This window comes from Vibrio sp. 10N.222.54.E6, assembly GCF_041473955.1.
Taxonomy (GTDB): domain Bacteria; phylum Pseudomonadota; class Gammaproteobacteria; order Enterobacterales; family Vibrionaceae; genus Vibrio; species Vibrio tasmaniensis_A.
Window position 1 is genome coordinate 99,461 of record NZ_JBFRTD010000013.1, and the last position, 15,974, is coordinate 115,434.

The window sequence follows — 15,974 nt, forward strand, 5'->3', positions numbered from 1 at the left end:
GATATTAGACTGCTAAATTCGGTAAGAGTGAGGCGGTAACGAAAAAGAGACAAAAGAATAAGAACAAGACTATGGAAGATTCGAGTACGCAGCAACGTATTGATAAACGTGATGGCAACCTAATTTTACGAACGGCTGAGATCTATGATGCGAGCATGATCAGTGAGTACTTTCAGGTGAACAGAGAGTACCTTAAGCCTTGGGAACCTACCCGAGAGGATGCGTTCTTTGACAGAGCGGATTGGGCTCAACGGCTGATTAAGTTAAACGAACTCCATAAATTGGGGCTAGGCTATTATTGCTTGTTGATTAATGCTGATTCAAATGAAATGTTAGGTACCATATCGTTCAGTAATTTGTCTCGTTTCCCGTTCTACGCTTGTAATGTCGGTTACTCATTGGCGCAAAGTGCACAGGGCCACGGTTACATGCGCAGAGGCTTGAGCATGGCTAAAGACTACATGTTTGATGTGCAGAACATGCACCGCTTAATGGCGGGCTATATGCCTCACAACGAACGAAGTGCGGGTGTATTAGAGCATCTTGGTTTTGTTCGAGAAGGTTTTGCCAAAGATTACCTACAGATTAACGGTAAATGGGAAGATCACGTGTTGACGGCACTGGTAAACCCAAACTGGCAAGATAAACGCTCCGTGTGAGTGTAAAACATTGAATTTAGATACAGCGGAGAACATAAATAAAATTAAGTCATCGCTGTATCGAAAGAACATATAGGCATGGTAAGCCCATAAGCCTGAGAAGATATTTGAGGAATTTTGATGTCATATACAACTTTGGAAGAATACCAAAGAAAATGGATTTTCACTCACCAGTCAATGCCACTACCCGCTGAAGATTTGGAAAAGATAAAACCAATGACACAGGCAAGGGCATCTCAGTTTTGGAAAGAGAACGTAAGCCCTCAAAGCCCTGATGCTGAGAGACTAAGTTCGCAAGACTGGCCGAGCAAGGCATCTAACTGGAACGAAGAGATCAGCTGGATGGCAAATTGGGAAGCCGATGAGCCTGAAATGCCAGAAGAGATCCTTAACTTCATTGATTGGCAAGATGACGTAACTGTTTATTTTTGTTATGAAAAATATAACATTCTCGAAACTAAGTGGTCAGTTTTTAAGAAGCACTGGAAAAACTTTTTGTTCTACGATGATGGCCCTATTTTACTAGGTCGCCGTCGTTCAGAAGCACTTTGGTTTGCTACAAATGGTACGGTTAAAATTGGTAACCGTGCTTAAGTTCGGTGTGATTTAATCGTGCGAGTGTTGACGATCCGATCAACAGATAGACAGACAAAAAGCGAGCATTGAGCTCGCTTTTTTTATGCCTAACGATCTTCGAAGATCACCGGGAGGAAACGATTATTTTACCTCAGCTGAGGATGACTATTTTTACAGACATAGAGGCAGTTAAATTTCGAAATTGAGATCGCTATCTCATTGGCTTAGTTGAAGTTTTGTGGGGTTGAGCTATCTTTATATTACTGCCTTAGTGGAGGTGAAGTATTATGATTTGGGATACTCTCGAACGTGTAAATAAACTTCGCAAGGAAGCAATGGAAGATCCAGAGTTTTTGGATTCAGCAAAAATGCATGAGGAATGGCTTTTAAGCGAAACTCATAATCAATCGAACCAAGGAGCTCAAGAGAAGAAACCGAAAAAGTTATCTGATATTTATGAAAATACGGATTTTCCTATCAACCCAACAGGAACGAAACATTAACAATGATGAACTGCAATACGGCTGAGGCTCTTAACCAAAAAGCGATAAGTCGACTAAACATACCAGCCTTAAGCCACCAATAAAAAAGCCACTTTCAACGAATCGAAAGTGGCTTTTTCTTTTCTCGTTAGCTTCTTTACTCATTAACAACTAAAGCTAATCGTTTTTAAACCTAGTTATTAATCAGGCTTAACCCGCTTGGTAATGCATCACCAAATACGCGTTTAGACTCGCTCTCAGAAAGTTCAGTGACTTCACTCACTAGCGTTAGCCATGAATCAGGTACCTTGCTTTGCTTTAATTTATCAAGAACTTGAGCACGGTAGTCATCAGAGATATCGAACTGTCGGTCACCTGTCTTGCGGCAAATCACCACTGCCGCGAAAGCAATCATTTGCTCTTTCTGCCAATTTTGGTCAAGCAGCTTTGGTAACCACTGTTCTGCTTGCTCTCTTGGAATGACGCTGTGTTGGCTTCCGTATAAAGGTGTACGAGACGCTAAGCGACCCAGAGCCCACCAGTGAGCCTGTTCGAACTGATTATGGTTAATTGCTTTGCTCAAGAACCATGTAGCCAATAGAACTTTATCTTCCACCTCGAGTTGCTCAAGGGACGCTGCCAATCTCACCATGGCTTCATAGCCATTGTCTTGCGCATCTTTCGCTGTCTTAGGGTTCTTCATTGCACCTGGGTGAAGGTACTTCGCGATATCAGCCAAGATGGTTTCTTGCTGTTCTTGATTCAGGCCACCCGCAACACGACGCCAGAATACCCACCAGTCCGTCCAACCTTGGTGGTTCTGGAACTGAATGTTTTGTTGGTAAAGGCCCCAAATTTGTTCGATACGCCATGAGTCAGTCGGATCGCCAAAGCCTGGACGCAGCGAGTAACCCGCCAAACGCAGCCAGTTCTTCTCGTGTGCTTCTGAACGACGACGGCGTTTACGACCTAATGAGAACGAATCAAACAGGTGACGGAGAGTCGTAAAGTCCCACTCTTCGCGCTTACCAAGTCGTTTCTCAAGATCTTTGGCCAGCGTTTTGATCTCTTTAGACTCAGCACTTTTCTTGTTGCCGCTGTACAGACGAGAAATCAACTCCTTACATTCGTCCAGTCTTGGATGAAGTTTAGAGTTATCGGACTCATCGCCTTGCTTGTTTCTGACTTCGAACTCAAGCAACCAACGCTTAGTGTCATCTTCCGTACTCACACATTCCATTTTCAATGTGCCGACTTCGGTTAACTGACAAGCAAGCAACACTTCAACGCGCTCTTTTTGGTTGGCCTGAAGCTCTGCAGTACCTGAACCTTCCAGTGTAGAAATATACGGTGGAAGAGGGGAGAACAAGTCAGCGTCGACATTGACCATCACACCATTTTGAATAGTGGTGTCATGAGCAATTTGATCGTGGGTTGAAGTCAGTAGATTAAATCGTACTGGTTCACCTAAAGTCAGCGAGAAACGACGGCTGTTTAAGCGTATCTCTTGGCCTTCTTCAGTACCTTTGGCAAGCAGACAAAGCGCTTTGCCCATCTTGTTCTTCTCTTGTAGATGCAAGAAGTAAGAACGAGCGGCACCGCCACCGATTTTCAGTTGTGCACCACGGCGTGCTTTACCAAAAGCTACAGCACCAAGGGCTACAGACCAGTCAGGGTGAGGGTTATCTAAGACGGTGATTGGTGCACCGTTCCAATTGCCAAGTAACTGAGTAATTCGCTCTGTTACCAGTTCACTGTTGAACACACCACCATTGAGTAGCACACCAACAGGAATTGCAGGTTTGGTATCATCAAACTCAACAGAGTCTGACTTTTCCAATGCGGCTTTAGATACTTGCTGGTGGGTCGCTAGGAATTCGGCAACGTGCTTACTTACAGCAGGATCTGCTGCGTAGGGTAGACCGAACTCTACAACCGCGCTGCGGCGTTTGTCGGGTACTTCCGTAAACTCTGAAAGCGGGAAGAAACCTTCTAGTGCAATCTGATGAACTTCTTGTTTGGTTAAACCAATACTCTTCGTTCCGCCAAGCAGTTTTGAACCGCTGCCCAGCATGGTGATCTTCACATCGTCTGGCGCATTAGCAGACAGCAGGCTCTCTTTTGCGGCGCGAGTCTGCTGAATAAGCTTGGTTAGGCTCGAAGCATTCAATTTTTTGTTTTGATTGAAGCGCTGCTCTGCAAGGTGGGCAAGAGCTAAATCGAGGTTATCACCCCCGAGCATCAAGTGTTCGCCAACGCCGATACGGTCGAGTGCGAGCTCTTGATTGCCACCGTTATCCGATTTGAAGCTCGCTTCGATCAAACTTAAATCGGTAGTACCGCCACCAACATCACACACTAGAATCAGCGGGATCTGTTGAAGTTCGTCTGTAGCGGTTTGTTGGTGACGGGCATACCAGTCATAACAAACGGCTTGCGGCTCTTCGAGCAATAGAATCTTACCTAAGCCCGCCAGTTCTGCCGCTTCGAGTGTCAGCTTACGTGCTGTCTCATCGAATGAAGCGGGAACAGTTACCACAACGTCTTGGTCTTCAAGCTTATTGCTTGGGTTACGGTAGTTCCATGCTTGACGGATGTGGTTCAGGTAGCTTGCGCTTGCGACAACAGGAGAGACCTTATCGACGTCAGTTGCGCCTGCCCAAGGCAGAATGTCGGAGTTACGATCAACCGCTTGGTGAGATAACCAGCTCTTAGCACTGGATACTTGGCGGCCTTCAACTTTTGCGCCCAGTTCGCGAGCCCACTCACCAACGATGACGTTTTGAATATCACCTTCAACCAAGCTCGGTTCCCAAGGCATAGTGAGATCGGAAGGGGAGATCTGACCTTGTGCGGGATGATAACGAAATGATGGAAGTAGCGGCTTGCGAACCACTTCACCGGGGCCGATGAGTTGGTCAATATCGAAAAGAGAAACGGGAGCATGTTGTAGGTCGTCGTTGATTTCACAGTAGGCAACCACAGTATTGGTTGTGCCTAAGTCAATGCCGACTAAAAAACGAGGAGATGTCATACAAAACCTTATTCTGCCAAAGTGATGACCAGTTAATGGATAATCTTGGTCTTATTATTGTCTTTGGAATGCTTTTAATACAGGGCTAGGGAATCGCATTGATAAAGTAACGGCACCCGTTAAGGTGCCGTTGATTCATTATGCTTCTACGTTTGAGTCGTTATTCGAGTCTTCACGAACGTCGAACTCAACATGCCATTTCTGACCATTGTCAGTCGCAATCGCTTCTAGGTATAACGTGCCTAATTCAGTAACACGAGACGCCAAAGTTACGGGAACCACTTCACCTTCGCGACGACCTTCAGAAACAGGCAGTGTCACTTGAATTTCAGGAAGCTCATCCAGATCTTCTGGAGCCCAGTGATCAAGGTGCGTACCCGCTTGGTCTTCACGACGAGTGGTTGAACCGAAGAATTGGAAGTGAACTGGCTGACCAATCACTAGACCGAACTCTTGGCTAGGCACTTGTACGCTTGAACCTTCTTCCATACCAAATGGTGCAACACACAGTGCTTCCATTGGAGGAGCCATACCTGGGATAGCTGGCATCGCGCTTTCAATTCCAACGTAGTAAGAAGATGCGATACCACCACGGATACGAACGCCTTGGCCACGACGAACTGCGCCGTAGTATGAAGCGCCACTTGCAACCGCTAGGTCTAAGTCTAAACCTGAAAGTTGTTTAGCAAATTCAGCGTCGGCATTAATTAGCCATTCATTGATCGTGTCTGAAAGACGATCTGCAAGTAGGTTAGATTTTAGAACACCACCATTGAACAGTACCGCTGTTGGTTTGATGAAGTCTGCCGCTGGTGCTTCTGCACCTTGCGTTTCTGTACCGGGCATACCGGGCATGTTTGCAAACGGGTTGAAATCTTGCTGAGCGGTTTCACTATTTCCAGAAAGCGCGTTCGCTTGCTTAGAAAGGAATGCAGCAATGTGACGAGTAATACCTGCGTCTTGAGCGTAAGGCAGACCCATTTGAGTCAGTGCGCCACGCGTCTTTTGTACTGGGTGCTCAGTCACCGCTACTTTCGGGAAGAAGCCATCAACCAATGTTTGTTGTACTTCTTGCTGAGTCAGATCTGTTTTCAGTGTTGCGCCCAGTAGTTTAGAACCACGGCTTGGAACAACGATTGGCACAGATTGAAGCTCAGCATCGTTAAGCAGTGCTTCTTTCGCATCGCGACACGCGTGAGTCATTGCTTGAACCTGCCAAGGAGCCAGTTCTTTACCTTCTTGCGCCAGTTTCATCTTCAGACGGTAAGCCAGAGCTAAGTCCATGTTGTCGCCGCCCAGTAGGATATGTTCACCTACAGCGATACGGTTCAGGCTTAGGTTGCCTTCATCTTGTGTTACTTCAACCAACGAAAGGTCAGTCGTACCACCACCGATATCGACAACAAGAACGATGTCACCAACGTTCACTTCATCACGCCATGTGTCGTTGCTGTTATCAATCCAGCTGTAAAGAGCCGCTTGTGGCTCTTCTAGAAGCGTTAGGTGAGTGAAACCAACATTACGCGCAGCTTCTGCTGTTAGGTCACGAGCCGCAGGATCAAACGAAGCAGGAACCGTGATCGTTACATCTTGGTCTGCCAGTTTGTGTTCTGGGTTAGCGTGGTTCCAAGCATCTTTAAGGTGCTCAAGGTACAACTCAGTTGTCTTAAGCGGAGATACCTTTTCAACTTCTTCAGGGCTGCCTGCAGGAAGGAACGCATCACGACGGTTCACACCACCGTGGCATAGCCAAGATTTTGCACTTGCAACCAAACGGATAGGGGTTTTCGAACCAAGGTTACGCGCAATGGCACCAACCAGTGCTTTAGGTTCAGAAGACCAAGGTAGAACGCGAGAGCCCGCATTCATTTCATGTTCGTGCGGCTGGTATAGGAACGAGCCAAGTTGGCTGCGAGTTTCTACTGTACCTGGAGCCGTCAATTGAGGGATTGGCATCACCTCAACGCGAGCGTCTTCATTTGTTGTGTCGATGAAAGACAAAACGCAGTGTGTGGTACCTAAATCGATACCAACACTGAACTTAGGCGCCTGATGTTGCTCTTGAGAAGATAGCTCTTGTGAATGCATCTGCGGCGTATGTTCTTGAGAAGAAGACTCGTGCGATGATGGCTGAGTTTGGTGTTCCATTATAGCTCTACCTCTGCCGGTGCAATTACAGATGCATCGTAGTTTTCAGCAAGCTTAGGCAGGTTCATGTTAGTTGCTTTCCAACCTTTGTGAACCAATGTGCCGTTGAATGGTGCGTTACCCGTTACGTTGCCAGTTAGGCGAATTTCTTGAGGGTTGAAACCTTCAGCAATAGTGATACGTGTTTCTTCATCTTCAGTGCGGATGTGAGACAGCGTTACGTAATCGGCTAATACTTTTTGACCGCCAGTGTGAATAACACGAGCTGCTGCGCCAACTTCTTCATCAGAGAATGACGTTAGGTCTTCTTTTAGGAAGTCAATTAAACGAGCTTCTTGCTGCATGATAGACAGTAGTTGCATTGCAGAATCTGTTGGTGCTGTTGCCAGCTTAGATTCAACTTCTACTACTTTTTCGATCACACGTTCAACTTCAACAACTTTCTCTACTTCGACAATTTTCTCAACTGGCTTTTCAACTTCAACGATCTTTTCTACTGGTTTTTCTACGACTTTCTCAACCACTTTGGTTTTACGAGAAACGGCAATTAGCAGTAGTAAAACGCTTGATGCAGTTAGGCCTGCGTGAAGCATATCAAACGTTTGTGGGATTAGGTTCAAATCAACGATCATAGTGATTTCTCTTTAAAATTGATTTAACGGTATATTCGTCGGTTTAAAGGAATATACAGGTTGGAAAGAAACTCAGTGGCATAAGGCCGAAATGGTCACTTTCAAGCTATAAATATGGGTGGATACTAGCATATTCAAGGCTTAAGGGCTTTATTTAATGTTTTCAATAAACTGGCTTTTTGGTGAGTTAGCTTGAAAGTTAATCGAGATTTGTCTGGTTATTGGTCATGGGGGTCAGTAAAATTTACAAAATGCCCGTTTAATGTGACATTTAGGACTAAACATGAATGGAGCATTATTTCCGTCCGTTATATACTTTTCATTCAATAGAGCCTATTTGGAACCCGCATGCCCCAAACTACTGACCCACTAACAGGGTTGAAGAGACAAACTCTCCCGTTGGTCGTATTTTCGGTCAGTTTTTTGATTACTGTTTTGTGCTTTGTATTAGTCATGCTTAATCAAAAGCGTGCGCTGAATATGAATTTGGATAGTTTTGCTACTCACCAGACATTGAGCTTGGAAGCCTTTATAGATAATGATGTTGCATATATTGGGTCTGGTGCTAATTTTTTCTACGCAAATGACCCTGAAAATTGGGATAAGTTTGATCGCTTTGCTAAGCAAACCATAGATGATTCAAAGAGTTTAATTGCCTTGCAGTGGATGCAAAAAGTGCCCGCAGACGAGATAGCTGAGCACACGGCGAAAATGAAAGAAAAGTACCCATTCTTTAAGCTGTATACCATTCCTAAGAACCAAGCAAAAACCTATGGCTACATTTTGGATGGTCAGCCAGCTTTCGTTGCTAGCGATATTTTCCCCAATACAGAACCAAACAACAAAGTTCTTGGCTTTTACTCTTCTAGAGAGCGATTTGATCTCGTTCTAGATAATATCAAACAGACACGTAAGGCGAATATTTCAGACAAAGTTCGCTTGATACAAGATGGGCTAGATAAAGGCACAAAAAAGAGTGGCATGTTGGTGTATCACCCTGTCTTTGAGGGAGAGAGTGACAACTTACTCGGCGTTGTAATTGGTGTGGTTCGCACCACATACTATTTTGAGAACTTGCTGGCTTCGACGGTTGGGGATATGAATGTTTATGTCCGCGTTAGTGATGTCGGTTTTGAAGCCGAAGATGCACCTGTCTTGTTCGAAACGAAAGGTTATGAGGGTGTGACTGGACAACATATCACCAAGAAAATCACACTCACTAACCGTGAATGGGTTGTCGACTTCAAGATAGACTCATGCATTTCGTTTAATGGTTACCTGGTGTTGGCCGGGATTGCCCTCGTGGGCACGACTATTTCACTGTTGCTTTCTTATATCGTTAAACTGCAAGTCCAAGAAAAAGTACGCCTGTATAAAATGATTGATGAAAGAACGGAAGAACTCCGTTTTCTTGCCAATCATGACAGCCTCACAGAGATTTATAATCGACGAGCCTTTAATAAGGTGCTCGATAAAGCGATACAAGGTGACAAGCCGTTTAGCTTGATTGGATTTGATGTCGATAAATTTAAAGGGATTAATGATCAATTTGGCCACCCGGCTGGTGATGCCTTACTGGTTCATGTAATTCAGTTGATTTCAGGCAGTTTGAAAGAGGGCGATCATGTCTTCCGTATGGGAGGAGATGAGTTTGGTATCATTTCGAGCGTCATTGAACACGACGCGCTGGCACGTTATTTAGAATGTATTTTAGATACGGTGAGCGAGTCTCACTGTGAGCATAAAGGTCAACTATTGAGTTGTACTCTAAGTATCGGTGCTACCATCCGCAGTAAAGAAGACATCGAAGAGCTCCTTCAAAAAACCGATAGTATGCTTTACCTAAGTAAGTCAAATGGCCGAAATCGCGTTACAATTGCAGGCTAAATGAGCACTTGATGCAACTAGGGTCGAGTTCTGTATTGGGCTCATGTACAATTTGACAAAATTTTTGACGAGAGAATTAGGCGACGTATGAATCACAATCGAGTGGTATGTTTCGATTTGGAAATGTGCTGTTGGAGCGAAGACGGTGTGGGAACAACAGGCGAGATCATTGAAGTTGGTCTTGCTGAAATTGATCTAGCATCTGGCACTATCGTCAAGCGAGCACAATACTACGTTAAGCCAGAGAAAGATGAAGTCTCTCTGTTCTGCGCCGAGCTAACGGGCATAACACCTCGTAAAATCGAAAAGCAAGGTCGTCCATTAGAATCTGTCATCAAGTCGATGATTAAGAACTTCGGTGGACCAAAAAAAATCTATGCAGCGTGGGGACGTGACGACCTTATCTTACACAAAGAGTGTATTGAGAAAGGCATCGAACCTCCGTTCAGCGAGTTCTTGAACATCGCCACGCTTTATCGAGTTCAGAATCGATTGAAAGAAAAACGTATTGGTCACCGTGCTGCTCAAGAAGCGAAAAACATTGAGTGGGAAGGTCGTCAGCACTCTGGTTATGTTGACGCTTATAACTTGGCAAAGCTTGCGCTGACGATGTTGTAATCGTTTGTATTTCAGAGAGGCGCTTGGTTAAATACTGAAAGGTTAAACACTTAAAGTTAGCCTGAATCTTGTGAGTTATTAAAATGAAGAGCCACCTACTTATTAGGTGGTTTTTTTGTGCCTGTTATTTGAGGGTAATGACGATCCAAATTAAGGGCAATGACTATTCACGTTAAGGGCAATGACTATCCCAAGAAACCTAATTTCAACAAGTGGTTTATCAATAGTGAATGGCTACATCGCTTATTTTACGAGTGACTAATATTGGTTTGAAGTTTAGCTTTTTAATTAATATTAAATCGCAGGTCTCGACCTTGATTGGGTAGGGCTAGGTGGTAGCGTTAGCTTACCCAAAACAAGGAGAATAGGATGAAGAACATTATTAAGTATGGATTGGCACTGGGGGCGCTAAGCGTAAGTGCGTTGGTTTCGGCACAACCCGTTGTATTGATAAATACCTTTTCAGTAGAGCCGGCCCATGAGGCCGCTACATTAACGTATTGGGAAAATGCGCGAGACGTATTGATGAAGCAACCCGGATACCTATCGACCAAACTGCACCGCTCTTTAAGCTCGGACGCGACATACCGCTTTATCAATGTCGCTGAATGGGAGAGTAAGAAGCAATTCCATGATGCAATACAAGTGATGAGAAAAGAGCTACCACCTTTAAAAATCGAAGGGGTTTCTGCTGACCCTAACTTGTATGAAATTATTCGCGACTAATCAGGAAACCACATAATGAAAACAACTCTAGGAACCTTTTTAGCTATTTTTAGCTTTCTACTTTCAGCGACTCTTTTTTCAACCCATGCCCATGCTGCGGCATACGGTGTGTCAGTCGCTTGGAAAACCGACGATGCTCAAGCGGTATTTGAGGCGATGCCTCATCAGAAAAAAGCATTTGCTAACTTAATTGACGCGGGCTTGGTACACGATATGTTCGTATCGGAAAGCTTTATCGGAGACAAGAAATTTCCGATGATTAAGTTTGTGATTGAAGCGGACAGTGAACAGCACGTTCGAGAGTTGATTGGTAACCTACCATTCCAATTCAAAGAGCTTGTCGAGGTGACTGAAATCAGAGACATTGGTAATAAGTGGTTAAACACTGACGTCGCTTTCAAAAACTACGCAGTCGAACTCGCTTGGACAGAGCCTGAGAATCAATTCATTGTCGATGAGATTATCAGCCAAGATTTACAAATGGTTGTCGATTGGAGCGCTCAAGGCGTGATTACTTCTGCTTACTTAAAACATCAAGAAATAGCTCAAGAGAAGCCAAACCAAAAAGCGATGATCAGACCCATTTACTCAATGGCAATATTGGCTAAAAACGAAGAACAAGCTCGCGGAGTTGCCAGTCAGTTGAATGCAGTAAAGTTAGGCTTCGCTGAAGTTATGATTAGTGAACTTGGATTCAAACTGGAACTATAATTTCGCTAGAACAGAATTGTGACCTCGTTTTCAGATTGCGTAACGACGAGGTCTTAATATGGGACCATGACAAGTTTAGAGTTAAACTTGGCTATGTTCATAGGTGAGTGAGTTTTCGTGACTGGCTCACCTTGTTGTTATTTTATCTTGTTACTTGCTGAGCTTATATTTGGCTTAATTATTGGCTAAACTTATCACTACTCTTTTCTATGTATGGTTTGCTATTAATTCGACCAAACAAACACTTTTTTGATGACCTTTTTATTTATGAACACCTCGCCGAAATGAACGCCAATAGCCCTGATAAGATCACCTTAGACGCTTCGGGTATCGAATTGAATAACAATACTCTCATTAATTCGAGCTCTAACAAGCAGGTCACCTTGTCTTCATCCGAAAGTTTGATCCTTGAACATTTGGTGATGAATAGCCCGAAAGCGATTGGCCGAGACTTCCTTCTTGAACATTGCTGGCCTGGGCGGGTGGTGACAGGAAGCTCGCTAAACGTAGCGATAAAGAACATTCGTACAGCGTTGAATGAACTGAACTGTGAGTGCAAAATTTTAACGGTTCAGAAGCAAGGGTACAGTTTTAGCAGACCTCAACAGCTTGGTGGTTATCTATCAACACCCATTTCTGCTATTCAAACTCAAGTAGCTCAAGTTAATGTTCCTAATGAAACCGTTGAGCTAGAGGTTTTTAATACTGACAGTGATCGCAGTGATGACAGTAAAAGCGAATCTGTATTACCCCAACAACGGGAACTTCATAAACAGCGAAGGGTTAAGAGTTTTCTCACTCGTCACCAATCTCGTATCGTAGGGATGGTCGTCAGCGCGCTTCTTCTCGTGCTGTTTTATCAGTTCGTTTTTTTTATGGATAAAACGAGCTATCGTGGCATGGATGTTTATCACGACAGTTTGAATTTTGATCAAGAATTATTAACCGAACTCAATACCGTCTCAGAACTCGGTGTTGATTCGCTTTATCTGCATCGCATCGGAGTTGGGTGCCAGAATATCCAAGCCGTCGCATTGATAAACGGGCGCTGGAAAGAGATGAGTCACCAGTTTAAATCTTTGTCTTGCGATGACGATAATGACGATGAGCGAGGGTGAGTGATATGAATCGTAAGTTTTGGATGCCTATCTTACTCACGTTTTTTGTGATTCTAAATGTAGGCTTAATTTCTGGGCTCGCAACCAAAAGTACTTATAAATTTTCCGCAGAATACCCGATGGTAGGCTGGGAAAAAATATCACTTCGATTGGAAAATGGTCGAGTCAAAATGCAGTACATTGGTTACGATATCGATGGGAATATCGCTCAAACTAAGCAGATGTTTGGCGTGTTCTTGCGCTGGGGGAATCATTACTACTTTTATCAATTGGATCAAGATCAGGCCCAAGATAAGCAGACATTCAATATCAAGCACTTATACATTCAACAAACACAAGGCAAGCGCAGTGTGTTGGTATCAAATCAGCGCGGCCTTTATGTCACTAAGAAGGGCACGCCGTTAGAGCTCAAAGGCATCATGCATGGCGACCGTTTACGTTGATCCAGTCACTAAACGTGAGTATCGAGCCTTTGGTTAGCTTTTACCGATGACGTTCAGCTTAGTTTTGATAAAGTCACTGTGGTCAACGTAGAGCAGTTCTGCGGTTTTACGGATCACTGAATCTTCAAGTGGGTCAATCTCTCCATCCGCATGCGCGACTTCCCACATAGCTTTGATTAATTCTATGCGAACCGGCTGCGAAAGCTCTCGCAGTTGAGAAGTGAAATCGTACAGAGAAACAGATTGTTCAACTTGAGGCTCAGCTTGTGTTAATAAAGCTTTTGATTCTTCTTCGGTTATGTTCAGTAAACGCTGAAGTAAGTGCAGTTTGGCTTGTTGCTCTGATTCGTTGATCGCGTGGTCTGCACCAGCGACTTCGCATAACAAGCTGGCGATGGCTAAGTTAGGTGAGGCAGTGGGCGTTTTGCCTAAATCAGAGCCGTCAACTAATTGTTTAAATAACGAGGTAAGTGAGTTAAACATAAGAGCATTCCAGTTATGGTGAATATTATTACTATTGGGCCTACGGAGTGTGATCGCAAGCGTCTTTACTTAAAACTGACATTACGAAGAGGTCAGCAATAAGGAACACTTGTTTAGGGCGTGTTGACCTTTCGCGGTTAAACTTTGTTCGAGATAAAAGCGTTTTAATCGCGGCGAGGGGGAAGTAGCCTAGTCATTCTAAGCAAATCTCCCTCAACAAAGAGTAAAACGCTTTTTGCGGGGGCGCCCAGCCCGAACCCTTCGGGCAGCGTTTGCTGGTCATTTCTACTACGTTATCGGCTTCTCATGTAGGCTAGCTACACATCGAAGCCTCTGCCTTGTATAAATACCCAGCAACTCGCTGCAAAAATTAGCTCGAAAGGTCAACACGCCCTAGTAAGGTTCAGGAAAGCGGGTGGTTTTACCGTCACCACTAAGTGTTGTGATCGACTGTGGTTTACCATCCTCATCTAGCCTTAATTCACCAATCGCACTTCGGTTTGAAAGGCGATAGAAGGTTTGATTGTCTGGGCTTCGCTTCTCGATCTTTAAGCGCTTTCGCTTGGTGAAATAGTTCAAAACTGAGCGAGGACTGTATAACAGGCGGTCCCACACATCACAGAATTTAAGCAGCGGCGCTGGGAATTGATTTTTAATGCCACTACAGGTGATTTGATAAATGTTCGGGCTATTTCGGCGGTATCTAAGCTTGATATCGTAAGCAAAGGAGTAGTGAACATCGCCCGAAAGCACCACGAAATTGGTCGGTGTTTTGGTATGGGTAAAGATACTGATCAGCGTATTGGCACTGCCCGGATGTGCCATCCAGTTTTCAGCGTCAATCACCAATGGCTTACCAATTGTAGTCGCCATCTTTTGCAATGTTTCAATAAACTTCACGCCAAACATCGGTGCAGCTGAAACGATCACGACTTTATCTTGATGCATCAATTGATGTTGAAATTCAATCAAGGCCTCCCAGTCCATCAAACCTGAAGGTTTATTCATACGAGATTCCGAACGCCAGCGACGGGTTCGGGTATCCAACACAATGACTTTGGGTGAAGTATCTATTGTGTAATGCCACTCCTCAAAGCGACTCAGCATCTCAATGAAGGCTCGATGCTTGTTTGGCTCGATGTCGCTAACAGAGTGAGTAGTCGCGGCATCGCCGGTTTCACTGTTCGTTTGTTTAAGGTTGTCCGTTTGTTCAACGTCATGCGTTTGTTTAGCGTTATGCGTTTGTTTAGTAACGCGCGGTTGATCGACAAAAAGCTGTTTTGCTTGCTCGATGAATGTCTCGTCGAAGCTCTCCGGTTTATTACCCCAGCCCTGACACATCCAGTAAGCCGCAAGGCCGTTACCAATGACTTGAGTTGCGAACTGGTTTTGGTCTACGGCATGTTCCCAACCCACGGTAAGGTTCCAATCATCGGTCACATCGTGATCATCAAAGATCATGTACGTAGGGATATGTGCGAACAGACGTTGTACTTGCGGTAAGCCAGCAATGAAATCATCCATGATGACGCTTTCATCACGCCACTGTTGCTGCTCAGTCGGTGTTAATTGGCGTCCACCTTGAGTGAAGTTATTCTCAATTAAGCGCTCTCGATTGACACACTGCCACAGTGTCGGCGACCAAACTAACAGGTACATCGCGATAAACTCAGACAGCGTGACCAAGTGGTTTTCACAATCGGTAGAGCTAAAAATCGGTACGCCACGATTTGGGAAGAACTTATCGAGCATGGATGCTGAAGTGGTGTGGTGTGGCAAGTACTGATCACGTTGATATAAGTGATATTCGCTCTCAAATAAGGCGTCACTGCTGTTGATTCGGTTAACTTGCGAGTCAGTCGGTAAGCTCTCTCCCACTAGGCCAAGCAATTGAATCACTTGCTGAATAGCATCAAGTGTTGGGCCTGCCACATGGTCAGCGTAGATCTGATCGCCGCTCATCATCAGCATATCGGGTCTTTCAGCGACGGTTTGATCGGCAATCTTGTTATCTGCTGCGACTAGGCTGTCTTTGCTTGGATGATGTGGATTACGGCAAGAGCCATGAAGAATGTAATCAGCCGAGGTCGATATCTTAAACTCAACGCGAGATTTACCGTTGTAAACAAGGTGAGGGGCAAGCTCTTTTAATGAGCCTGACTCTGTGTGAACGTCATACTCTAGAGGTGTATTCGTCGGGAACTCGCCTTGTAAGCGGATGAGCGTTACCCACGCATGTGTACCGATTTGAATCGAATCATGATCTTCAAGCGATGAGGTATAAAACGGTTGGTCTGGCTCTACGTCAGAATTACGGGTATACAGTTCGGCTCTGCCTGTCAGAGGCGAGCTGGTGGCTAACCAAAGTACGACTTCAGTTGCAGTCGTTTTTCTTAAAATGGGTCCGGCGAGTAACAGGGGAAGAGATGATGTCGTAGAGGGTTTCAATACGGTACC

General features: G+C 44.6%; 14 protein-coding genes. 9 read left to right on the plus strand and 5 right to left on the minus strand.

The genetic code is table 11. The features are described from left to right. Positions 1-71: 71 nt before the first annotated feature. The 3 genes from rimJ to AB4513_RS08215 all read left to right on the plus strand — a co-directional run bounded on the left by rimJ (position 72) and on the right by AB4513_RS08215 (position 1,738). The gene (rimJ, locus tag AB4513_RS08205) at positions 72-659 is read left to right on the plus strand and encodes a ribosomal protein S5-alanine N-acetyltransferase (protein ID WP_009847025.1); all 588 of its coding nucleotides are present in this window, start codon (positions 72-74) and stop codon (positions 657-659) included. Positions 660-779: 120 nt separating this feature from the next. Continuing rightward, the gene (locus tag AB4513_RS08210) at positions 780-1,253 is read left to right on the plus strand and encodes a DUF2947 domain-containing protein (protein ID WP_029222863.1); all 474 of its coding nucleotides are present in this window, start codon (positions 780-782) and stop codon (positions 1,251-1,253) included. A gap of 269 nt (positions 1,254-1,522) precedes the next feature. After that, the gene (locus AB4513_RS08215; RefSeq protein WP_102258588.1) at positions 1,523-1,738 is read left to right on the plus strand and encodes a hypothetical protein; all 216 of its coding nucleotides are present in this window, start codon (positions 1,523-1,525) and stop codon (positions 1,736-1,738) included. A gap of 172 nt (positions 1,739-1,910) precedes the next feature. On the opposite strand, the gene AB4513_RS08220 is transcribed toward AB4513_RS08215, so the two are convergent. From AB4513_RS08220 to AB4513_RS08230, 3 genes are all read right to left on the minus strand, one after another. Beyond that, positions 1,911-4,751 carry an Hsp70 family protein gene (locus tag AB4513_RS08220; protein WP_102258587.1) on the minus strand — a complete coding sequence of 947 codons (2,841 nt, stop codon included), beginning with the start codon at positions 4,749-4,751 and terminating at the stop codon, positions 1,911-1,913. Between the two features lie 138 nt (positions 4,752-4,889). Then, on the minus strand, positions 4,890-6,899 hold the full coding sequence (locus AB4513_RS08225) for an Hsp70 family protein (RefSeq protein WP_102258586.1): 2,010 nt from the start codon (positions 6,897-6,899) through the stop codon (positions 4,890-4,892). Further along, complete coding sequence (locus tag AB4513_RS08230; protein ID WP_102258585.1) at positions 6,899-7,531, minus strand: DUF2760 domain-containing protein; 633 nt, start codon at positions 7,529-7,531, stop codon at positions 6,899-6,901. The genes AB4513_RS08225 and AB4513_RS08230 overlap by 1 nt, the downstream gene beginning before the upstream one ends. A 348-nt stretch (positions 7,532-7,879) precedes the next feature. Between AB4513_RS08230 and AB4513_RS08235 the strand changes: the two genes are divergently transcribed. The 6 genes from AB4513_RS08235 to AB4513_RS08260 all read left to right on the plus strand — a co-directional run bounded on the left by AB4513_RS08235 (position 7,880) and on the right by AB4513_RS08260 (position 13,034). Next, complete coding sequence (locus AB4513_RS08235; RefSeq protein WP_102258584.1) at positions 7,880-9,418, plus strand: sensor domain-containing diguanylate cyclase; 1,539 nt, start codon at positions 7,880-7,882, stop codon at positions 9,416-9,418. A gap of 87 nt (positions 9,419-9,505) precedes the next feature. Beyond that, positions 9,506-10,036 carry a 3'-5' exonuclease gene (locus AB4513_RS08240; RefSeq protein WP_009847018.1) on the plus strand — a complete coding sequence of 177 codons (531 nt, stop codon included), beginning with the start codon at positions 9,506-9,508 and terminating at the stop codon, positions 10,034-10,036. 369 nt (positions 10,037-10,405) lie between these two features. Further along, the gene (locus AB4513_RS08245) at positions 10,406-10,762 is read left to right on the plus strand and encodes an antibiotic biosynthesis monooxygenase (RefSeq protein WP_012604199.1); all 357 of its coding nucleotides are present in this window, start codon (positions 10,406-10,408) and stop codon (positions 10,760-10,762) included. A gap of 15 nt (positions 10,763-10,777) precedes the next feature. Beyond that, positions 10,778-11,473: a hypothetical protein gene (locus tag AB4513_RS08250; protein WP_017102684.1), complete on the plus strand. Its 696-nt coding sequence runs from the start codon at positions 10,778-10,780 to the stop codon at positions 11,471-11,473. A 419-nt stretch (positions 11,474-11,892) separates the two neighbouring features. Continuing rightward, positions 11,893-12,591: a helix-turn-helix domain-containing protein gene (locus AB4513_RS08255; protein WP_032499115.1), complete on the plus strand. Its 699-nt coding sequence runs from the start codon at positions 11,893-11,895 to the stop codon at positions 12,589-12,591. Positions 12,592-12,596: 5 nt separating this feature from the next. Then, complete coding sequence (locus AB4513_RS08260) at positions 12,597-13,034, plus strand: hypothetical protein (protein WP_029222865.1); 438 nt, start codon at positions 12,597-12,599, stop codon at positions 13,032-13,034. Between the two features lie 33 nt (positions 13,035-13,067). Here AB4513_RS08260 and AB4513_RS08265 read toward each other — a convergent pair whose 3' ends face one another. Both AB4513_RS08265 and AB4513_RS08270 read right to left on the minus strand, forming a co-directional pair. Next, complete coding sequence (locus AB4513_RS08265) at positions 13,068-13,517, minus strand: TerB family tellurite resistance protein (RefSeq protein WP_009847013.1); 450 nt, start codon at positions 13,515-13,517, stop codon at positions 13,068-13,070. A gap of 393 nt (positions 13,518-13,910) precedes the next feature. Further along, positions 13,911-15,965 carry a hypothetical protein gene (locus tag AB4513_RS08270; RefSeq protein ID WP_102258583.1) on the minus strand — a complete coding sequence of 685 codons (2,055 nt, stop codon included), beginning with the start codon at positions 15,963-15,965 and terminating at the stop codon, positions 13,911-13,913. Positions 15,966-15,974: the final 9 nt, after the last annotated feature.